Raw genomic sequence first — 7,397 nt, forward strand, 5'->3', positions numbered from 1 at the left:
TAATTCGGCAATGATTGCCTTGATTAACCATAGATCTTATTGGGTAGCCAGGTGGCAAGCTCTGGCCAAAATGCCAGTGCCAACATCATCAAAAGTTGGATGACGATGAAAGGCACCACCCCTTTGTAGAGTGCACCGCTGGTTAGCCCCTTAGGCGCCACGCCCCGCAGATAGAACAAGGCAAAACCAAACGGTGGCGTCAAAAATGAAGTTTGTAGGTTCAGCGCCAGCATCACCCCAAGCCAAACGGGGTCTAGCCCCATCATTAGCAAACTGGGGGCAACAATAGGCACCACCACGAAGGTGATCTCGATAAAATCCAGAATGAAGCCCAGTAGAAACACCAACAACATCACCGCTAAAGTGGCACCAATGACCCCGCCGGGCAGGCCACTTAACAACTCATGAATCAGGGTTTCGCCCCCCAAGCCCCGAAACACCAGTGAAAACAGTGACGCACCAATTAGGATCATGAATACCATGGCGGTGATTCGAACCGTCTCTTTAAGGGCACCGGAAAGCTCGGCTCGATTTAGGCGGCTTTTACCTAGTGCCAACATCAGTGCACCAAAGGCGCCTACGGCGGCGGCTTCCGTCGGCGTGGCGACCCCAAACAAAATGGAACCCAGCACCAAGGCAATCAACAGCAATGGTGGCAGCAGCGCCATCAACAACTTCGGCAGTAAAGAAGCCTGCCAAGGCTGGTCGGTAAGAGGGGCAAAAGAATCGGGCTTACGCCAGGAAAGCCAAAGGGTGTAGAGGATGTAAGCGCCCACCAACATCAGGCCGGGTACAATGGCTCCGGCAAATAGATCGCCAACAGACACGGTTTCTGGGCTGAAAATGCCAGACTTTAACTGCGCCTGCTGAAACGCCGATGACAGCACGTCGCCCAGCAATACAAGGGCGATGGAGGGTGGAATAATCTGCCCCAAAGTGCCTGTGGCGCAGATGGCTCCGGCACTGAAGCTGGGATCATAACCTCGGCGCAGCATCACCGGCAGCGACATCAAGCCCATGGTCACCACCGTAGCCCCAACAATGCCGGTACTGGCCGCCAGCAGCGCTCCCACTAACATCACCGAGATGGCCATGCCCGCTCGCACTCGACCAAAAAGCTGCGCCATGGCACCAAGCAGCTCTTCCGCTAGCTTGGAGCGCTCTAGAATCACCCCCATCAACACAAACAGTGGCACCGCCATTAAGGTTTGGTTGCTAACAATGCCATAGAGCCGATTGGGCAGCGCGGTCACAAAGGCCCAATCAAATACCCCAAATAAGCTGCCGATTAGGGCAAACCACAGTGCCGTACCTGCCAACGCAAAGGCCACCGGAATGCCGGTCATCAGCACCAAGCAAACCACCAAAAACAGAAGCAGCGCCATTATTGAGCTCCTTCTGGTACTTTGTTGGTTCGAATAGTGCGCCAGTTTCTGCCCAGCTCAACCAGCGCCTGCAATCCAAGGGTAAGCGCCAACGCCAATAACAGCGTTTTGTGTAGGTACACCAGCGGCAAACCGCCCGCCTCCGCCGAGCCTTCCCAGCGGCTCCAGGAGTTCAGCACGTAGTTCCAGCTTAGAGTGACGATCACCACCACCGACGGCAGCACAAATCCCAATAGGCCAACCAGATCCACCCAAGCCTTTCGCCGCTTGCTAAAGCGGCGGTAGAAGATGTCTACCCGAACATGGCCTTGCTGCTTTAGGGTATAAGCGGCACCTAAGGTAACTGCCGCACCATGCAGGTAGAGCACCGTCTCCTGCAGGGCAATGGACCCAATGCCAAAACCGTAGCGTAGCCCTACCACCACCACAGCCAGTATCATCATCAGTAGGGTTAGCACCCCACATAGCTGTCCCAAACGTTCAGAAAAGGCGTCGCCCCACTCCATCCATTTTTGCACGCCGCGTCCTCTTCACTTCGTCCATGTTGCTTTAATGACCAAATTAACCTTTTGCTAACAAAAGGTGCAAGCCATTGGTTTTGTGAGCCATACCAATGCAATTAAGGAGCTGTTCAACTTAGTGCGCCGAGTAAATTGTCTCAATCTAGACGCTCAATGCCGTTGCTAGTGGCTCTAACAACAAATTGAGCAACGAAGAGTGAGGCAATTTAAACAAGTAATAATGACTAGATCTTTAGTTGAATTGGTATCTATTTGAGGCAACAAAAAGCCGCTCACTATGGAGCGGCTTAAGATAGCGGCGGTTACTGCGCGGAGTCAGCACCCTTAGGACAGTGAACCAGTACAGCCTGGGGTTTTCGGTGCGGCTTGCTGTTCGCTCCACTCCGCTTCGGTATAGGTGTGCAGTGCCAGAGCGTGCAGGCCGGCATCAAACTGGCTTTGCAGCAGACCGTTAATGATGCGGTGGCGTGCCAGTAGGCGTTTGCCTTCAAATTCATCAGACACCACGATCACCTTAAAGTGAGTCTCTGCATCCTTTGGGGTGCGATGCATGTGACTTTCGTTGATCACCTCAAGATGGGTTGGCGATAGGGCCTCGGTGACGAGGGTTTGGATCTGATTCTGTACGGACATGGAAGCTCTCCTTGTTCACTCCTCTAGCATGTGGGGGTTATACCCTAAAGCCCGCCTTAAGCTCAAACCGAGTAAACCGATTGCTAGCATTACTGGAAACGCAGCAGCCACATTTCGCCCGACAGCGAAGTATTGAGTTTTCCAAGGACTATAGTAGCCGCCACACCCGAACAATCTTGATAGAGGAAAAAATGATCGCCGTACTATTTGAAGCATCCGCGGTTGAAGGTAAGCAAGACCGTTACTTCCAGCTAGCCGAGCAGCTAAAGCCCCTGCTTAGTGACATCGATGGTTTTATCTCCATTGAGCGTTTTCGAAGCACCACCAATCCCAACAAGTTCATCTCACTGTCGTGGTGGCAGCATGAAACGGCCATCAAACAGTGGAAGCAAAATGTTCATCATAAGCTGGCTCAAGAAGAGGGCAAATCCGCTATCTTTTCCAGATATAAGATCAACGTTCTCACCTCAAGCCGAGAGTATCGCTCTCAGTAACTTCAGAGCCGATAACAATGCCTAAGGCCAATTGAACCTCCAACGGGTTCACTATACATTGGCCGCTATTGTCACCATCAACTAAGCGATTCAGATTTGAGCAAGCACAACACCTCCACAGAGCCTGGCGATTACAATCAAGAGACCGAGATGGCGGCATTGGCTGCGGCCATGTCAGATGCCTCTCGAATGAAGATTCTCTGCGCCCTAATGGATGGACGAGCTTGGACGGCCACCGAACTCAGTGCGGTGGCCGAGATTGCCCCATCAACCACCAGTGCTCACCTGTCTCGGCTAGTAAAGGCCAAGCTGGTGACCTGCTTATCACAGGGCCGACATCGATATTTCAAGCTGCATAACAGCCACATTGCAGGGCTGCTTGAAACCTTGATGGGCGTGACATTTCAGGCCAGCAACCCATCTCGCTCAAGGGTGCCAACGGACCTATTAAATGCAAGAACCTGTTACGACCACCTGGCGGGAGAAGTTGCCGTAAAGCTGTATGACTCATTAGTCATTCATGACTGGCTGAAACAGGATGGCAGCGACCTTACTGCTCAAGGTAAAGAGAAGCTGCTGCAACTGGGCATTCAAATTAACCCTAAGACCAAGCGCAAGAAGTGTTGCCCATGCTTGGACTGGAGCGAGCGCAAATTCCATGTTGGCGGCCATTTAGGAGCGGCGTTGCTCATCTTCTTTGAGGAACGTAACTGGGTTGAGCGAGTGATTGGCTATCGAGAGGTCACAATAACCCCCAAAGGCCAAGCTGAGCTCAAGCGGCATTTTCTTATTTAGAGTTAAGTCAATCAGAGCACTTCCGACACTTATTTAAGACAAAACCTTATAAATAAAAGAAAATTGATAAAATATGTTAAATGAAACTTCTACAACTTACTTCTATCTACAATTCCATACGCAACAGCTTTCGCGATTAAATGACTTCGATTTGAGGCATTAAGCAAAACCTTAGCATTATCCAAATGATAATCAACACCACGTCTGCTTAAAAATAATCGCTCAGCAACTTGGGCTGTTGTTAAACCTTCAGACAATAATTGTAGTACTTTACAACAGACTGGAGATATCACATTTAAATTACGCCAAGGATTTAGCTTGAGTGAGTAAGCAGAATAGAAAAGACTATGATATTTATTCAATAATAATATTAGTTTTTCTTTCTGAGATGCTAGCTGCTCATACAACCCACTTGAACTACTATCAGAATATAAAACAAAAACACCCATGCAGTGATTATCTGGATCAGGAAACTGATAATAAACAGCTGAATTTATATCTCTATCCTTGAACCTTTGAACAGCTTTAACAAATCTAGCAGGCTTATCCTTTTCTATAGGAAAATACAAGTCCCCCAGAGCAGAGCACAAAAACTCAGGATTTTTGGAAAAGCAGTTACGAATAATATCCGCTATTAATGATGTAAACACCTCATTACCTGAAGAAATGTAATACATCTTCAATGCTTGATTTGATGTAGTATCAAAGTAGCTGAAACTTTTTGACTGCTTACGTGATGCTCCAGAAACAAGCCTCTTCTCAAGAAAGTGAACAGTGTAAATAAAATGTGTTATTCCAAATTCAGACAATAAACCTTGTAACTCTTCGGATTCCACAAGAGGCAGTCTGAGTTTTTTATAGTCTTCAATGTAATCCACAATCATTCAACTCCAACATGGGTCAAGATTTTCGACCAACAATTAGTTACGAGTATAATCCACCAATACTTGAAACACCACTACCAAAGCGACGATCGCATGAGAGACATATGCCTAAAAATGTGATTATCATACAAGAAATAAAACCCAATGCTAAATCCCTGCCTTTAGAAGTAAATTTTAAAGGCGAGTCGAACATATTAATAAATAATCACATAAAAATAATAACAAGCCATCAATGCGGCTTGTTATTATTAAAGCTTAATTAAGGCCTAAATATAAGCTATAGACCACCAACCTTCTCTGGGTTGTCATTATAATGACAGCTGACACAGGCATAAGGATCCGGCATAACTTTACTCAATCCGCTTCCTGTTTTCTCAAATGGGTGAGTCGTTTTGTTGGCGGTGTTCGCATCGGCATGACCAGTCATATCCTGATGACATCGATAGCATCCGGCTACCTGATTATGTCCTTTTTTGGCACCATTGTTTCCATGACATTCTGCACACTCTGCTGGTTTAACCTCACCAATATGAGCTGAGGTTTCTGAATCAAAGTTCATATCCGTTTCATTATGGCACATGCCACAATCCGCAACACCTCGACCAAAATGAGTCTCAGGTAAAGGATACTTTGGTTTCAATACATGCTGTCTGGTTAACCGATATGGGTCAGCATCATCTCCAGCAATATTCTTCTGTATTGCATAGTATTTATCGTACATACTTGTATACGCAAAGTAGGCATCGTATGGGCTGGTAAGTTGAGCCATATCGGGCATAATGTGTGTTGCTTGGCCCCCACCAATATTCATATCTGGTCGCTGCTGCCCGACAAGGTAATTCCAACCAAAATTCCAACCATAAAACCCACTACTACCAAGGCCATTAATAGCGTTGATAGCATAAGATTCAACTTTAGCTTTGGTATTTAATGTCGGCCAATATACTAGGCTTCCCGAATACGGTTTATTTCCATTTTCATCAACATAATCTTCTAAAGAAAGAGCAATATCTGAAAAAGTTATCACTCCATCATAGAAATAATCAGGCCGTATATTGTGAGCAGTGACCTCCAAGTTAATAATTTCTTGATCAATATGAGGCCAAACACAATCTTGCCCGCTTATACCACAAGGTATGAACTTTGAATCTTGCAAGTATCCCCAATGAGTTTTTGGTTTACCATTGTCATCTATTTGTGCCAGTGTCACATCATCAGAAAATAACGGATGCAATTCCTTTGAGCCTGGGTTTCCAGGCATGGTTCCCGGATTTCCATAATCATCAACATACCCAATAATATATTGTTGAACCATCCCAAGCTTTTCAGGGTCAACCTTTCTCTCAACCAAACCCAGAATCTGCAGATAATTAAGAATTAACTTTCCATCATTAGCATTCAAACGAGAAACTTCATCGCGTTGATATTGCTTGTAGAAGTCAACCTTAGTTTTATCATAACTGGCAATACCCACACTTAATTCATCTTTAGCCAATACCTGATCGGGTCGATGATGTTCAGTAATCTCTAGGCCCCAAAACCCTTCTTCATGCTCAATACCAGCAGAGTAGTCTTGAGCAAAGAGCCAATTATCTTCTCCATTGATACTATAATCAAAGGTTCGTCGGTCCTCATCCCACTGATACTTGACTTCAAGTTTACAATTCGGCTCTTTCTCCCATCGTTGACACACTTCGTCCTTACGATTCTCTACCACATAAACAAAAATATCAAAAGAAGAAAAATTTCCCGGCTTATAAGTCTTTACATAACTATTCCGTAATGATTCTCCATTATGGTTCTCATCCAGCCACCTTATTACTTCATCTCCACTTACTACGATAGGCTTAGATTTTGGTGGTACCCGTAGCATATCGCCATTATTGGCTTCTTTTGCATTCCAATAAAAATGAACTTGCTTTCCTAACATAGTATGTTGAACCGGAGGACCAAACACATTAGGAAAAGGATTATTTTTATTTGGAAGTTCTGGTTCAGGTTGGCTTACAGTTTGACTGTCATCGCTACCACAGGCAGAAATAAGGCTCACTAACCCAACAATTAGTATTGATCGTAAGGGCTTCATCATTACTCCATATAATAGTTTTGTTTAGTACGTGATCAATAAGAAGGTTACAAGCCCTTCGAAGCCATCTGTGTGTGCAAATGTGCAGTATTATAATTAGTGCTCTGTGTCGTGATCATGATCACGACCTCGTGTGACTAATACAGCATGGACAAACCGCTAAACATCCACCGTTATAATGAAAACAAAAACTCCTTTGATGATTGATTAAATTAAGAAGGCGACACCTTACCGCTCAAGGTAAAGAGAAGCTGCTGCAACTGGGCATTCAAATTAACCCTAAGACCAAGCGCAAGAAGTGTTGCCCATGCCTAGACTGGAGCGAGCGCAAATTCCATGTTGGCGGCCATTTAGGGGCGGCATTGCTCATCTTTTTTGAGGAACGTAACTGGATTGAGCGAGTGGCTGGCTATCGAGAGGTCACAATACCCCCCAAAGGCCAAGCTGAGCTCAAACGGCATTTTCTTATTTAGTGACCCGTCCTGAAATAGGTTTACACATTGGAGACCTATTATGGAAAAGGTAGAGCCCAAGCGACGCAGACGCTCGCAGCGTGATTACCCAATGGCCTTTAAATTATCTGTGGTTGAACAGGTAGA

General features: G+C 45.9%; 8 protein-coding genes. 3 read left to right on the forward strand and 5 right to left on the reverse strand.

Annotated features, from left to right (window positions below; translation table 11 throughout):
* Positions 1-23: 23 nt before the first annotated feature.
* The 3 genes from FCL42_RS20480 to FCL42_RS20490 form a co-directional block, all read right to left on the reverse strand.
* Positions 24-1,385, reverse strand: a complete 1,362-nt coding sequence (locus FCL42_RS20480; RefSeq protein WP_136865296.1) for a TRAP transporter large permease — start codon at positions 1,383-1,385, stop codon at positions 24-26.
* On the reverse strand, positions 1,385-1,903 hold the full coding sequence (locus FCL42_RS20485; RefSeq protein WP_229359922.1) for a TRAP transporter small permease subunit: 519 nt from the start codon (positions 1,901-1,903) through the stop codon (positions 1,385-1,387). Before FCL42_RS20485 ends, FCL42_RS20480 begins: the two co-directional genes overlap by 1 nt.
* A gap of 327 nt (positions 1,904-2,230) precedes the next feature.
* Complete coding sequence (locus FCL42_RS20490; protein WP_136865297.1) at positions 2,231-2,539, reverse strand: BolA family protein; 309 nt, start codon at positions 2,537-2,539, stop codon at positions 2,231-2,233.
* Between the two features lie 191 nt (positions 2,540-2,730).
* Between FCL42_RS20490 and FCL42_RS20495 the strand changes: the two genes are divergently transcribed.
* Both FCL42_RS20495 and FCL42_RS20500 read left to right on the forward strand, forming a co-directional pair.
* Positions 2,731-3,033: an antibiotic biosynthesis monooxygenase family protein gene (locus FCL42_RS20495; protein WP_136865298.1), complete on the forward strand. Its 303-nt coding sequence runs from the start codon at positions 2,731-2,733 to the stop codon at positions 3,031-3,033.
* 96 nt (positions 3,034-3,129) lie between these two features.
* Positions 3,130-3,828, forward strand: coding sequence for an ArsR/SmtB family transcription factor (locus FCL42_RS20500; RefSeq protein WP_136865299.1), 699 nt, complete (start codon positions 3,130-3,132; stop codon positions 3,826-3,828).
* An 89-nt stretch (positions 3,829-3,917) separates the two neighbouring features.
* Here the strand turns inward: FCL42_RS20500 and FCL42_RS20505 are convergent, their stop codons facing one another.
* Positions 3,918-4,712, reverse strand: a complete 795-nt coding sequence (locus FCL42_RS20505) for a helix-turn-helix domain-containing protein (RefSeq protein ID WP_136865300.1) — start codon at positions 4,710-4,712, stop codon at positions 3,918-3,920.
* A gap of 277 nt (positions 4,713-4,989) precedes the next feature.
* Positions 4,990-6,798, reverse strand: a complete 1,809-nt coding sequence (locus FCL42_RS20510) for a cytochrome c3 family protein (protein ID WP_136865301.1) — start codon at positions 6,796-6,798, stop codon at positions 4,990-4,992.
* Positions 6,799-7,001: 203 nt separating this feature from the next.
* Here FCL42_RS20510 and FCL42_RS20515 point away from each other — a divergent pair, with 203 nt between their 5' ends.
* Positions 7,002-7,271 carry a hypothetical protein gene (locus tag FCL42_RS20515; RefSeq protein WP_205729310.1) on the forward strand — a complete coding sequence of 90 codons (270 nt, stop codon included), beginning with the start codon at positions 7,002-7,004 and terminating at the stop codon, positions 7,269-7,271.
* Positions 7,272-7,397 lie beyond the last annotated feature (126 nt).

The sequence above is a fragment of the Ferrimonas aestuarii genome (genome assembly GCF_005116665.1).
Taxonomy (GTDB): Bacteria; Pseudomonadota; Gammaproteobacteria; order Enterobacterales; family Shewanellaceae; genus Ferrimonas; species Ferrimonas aestuarii.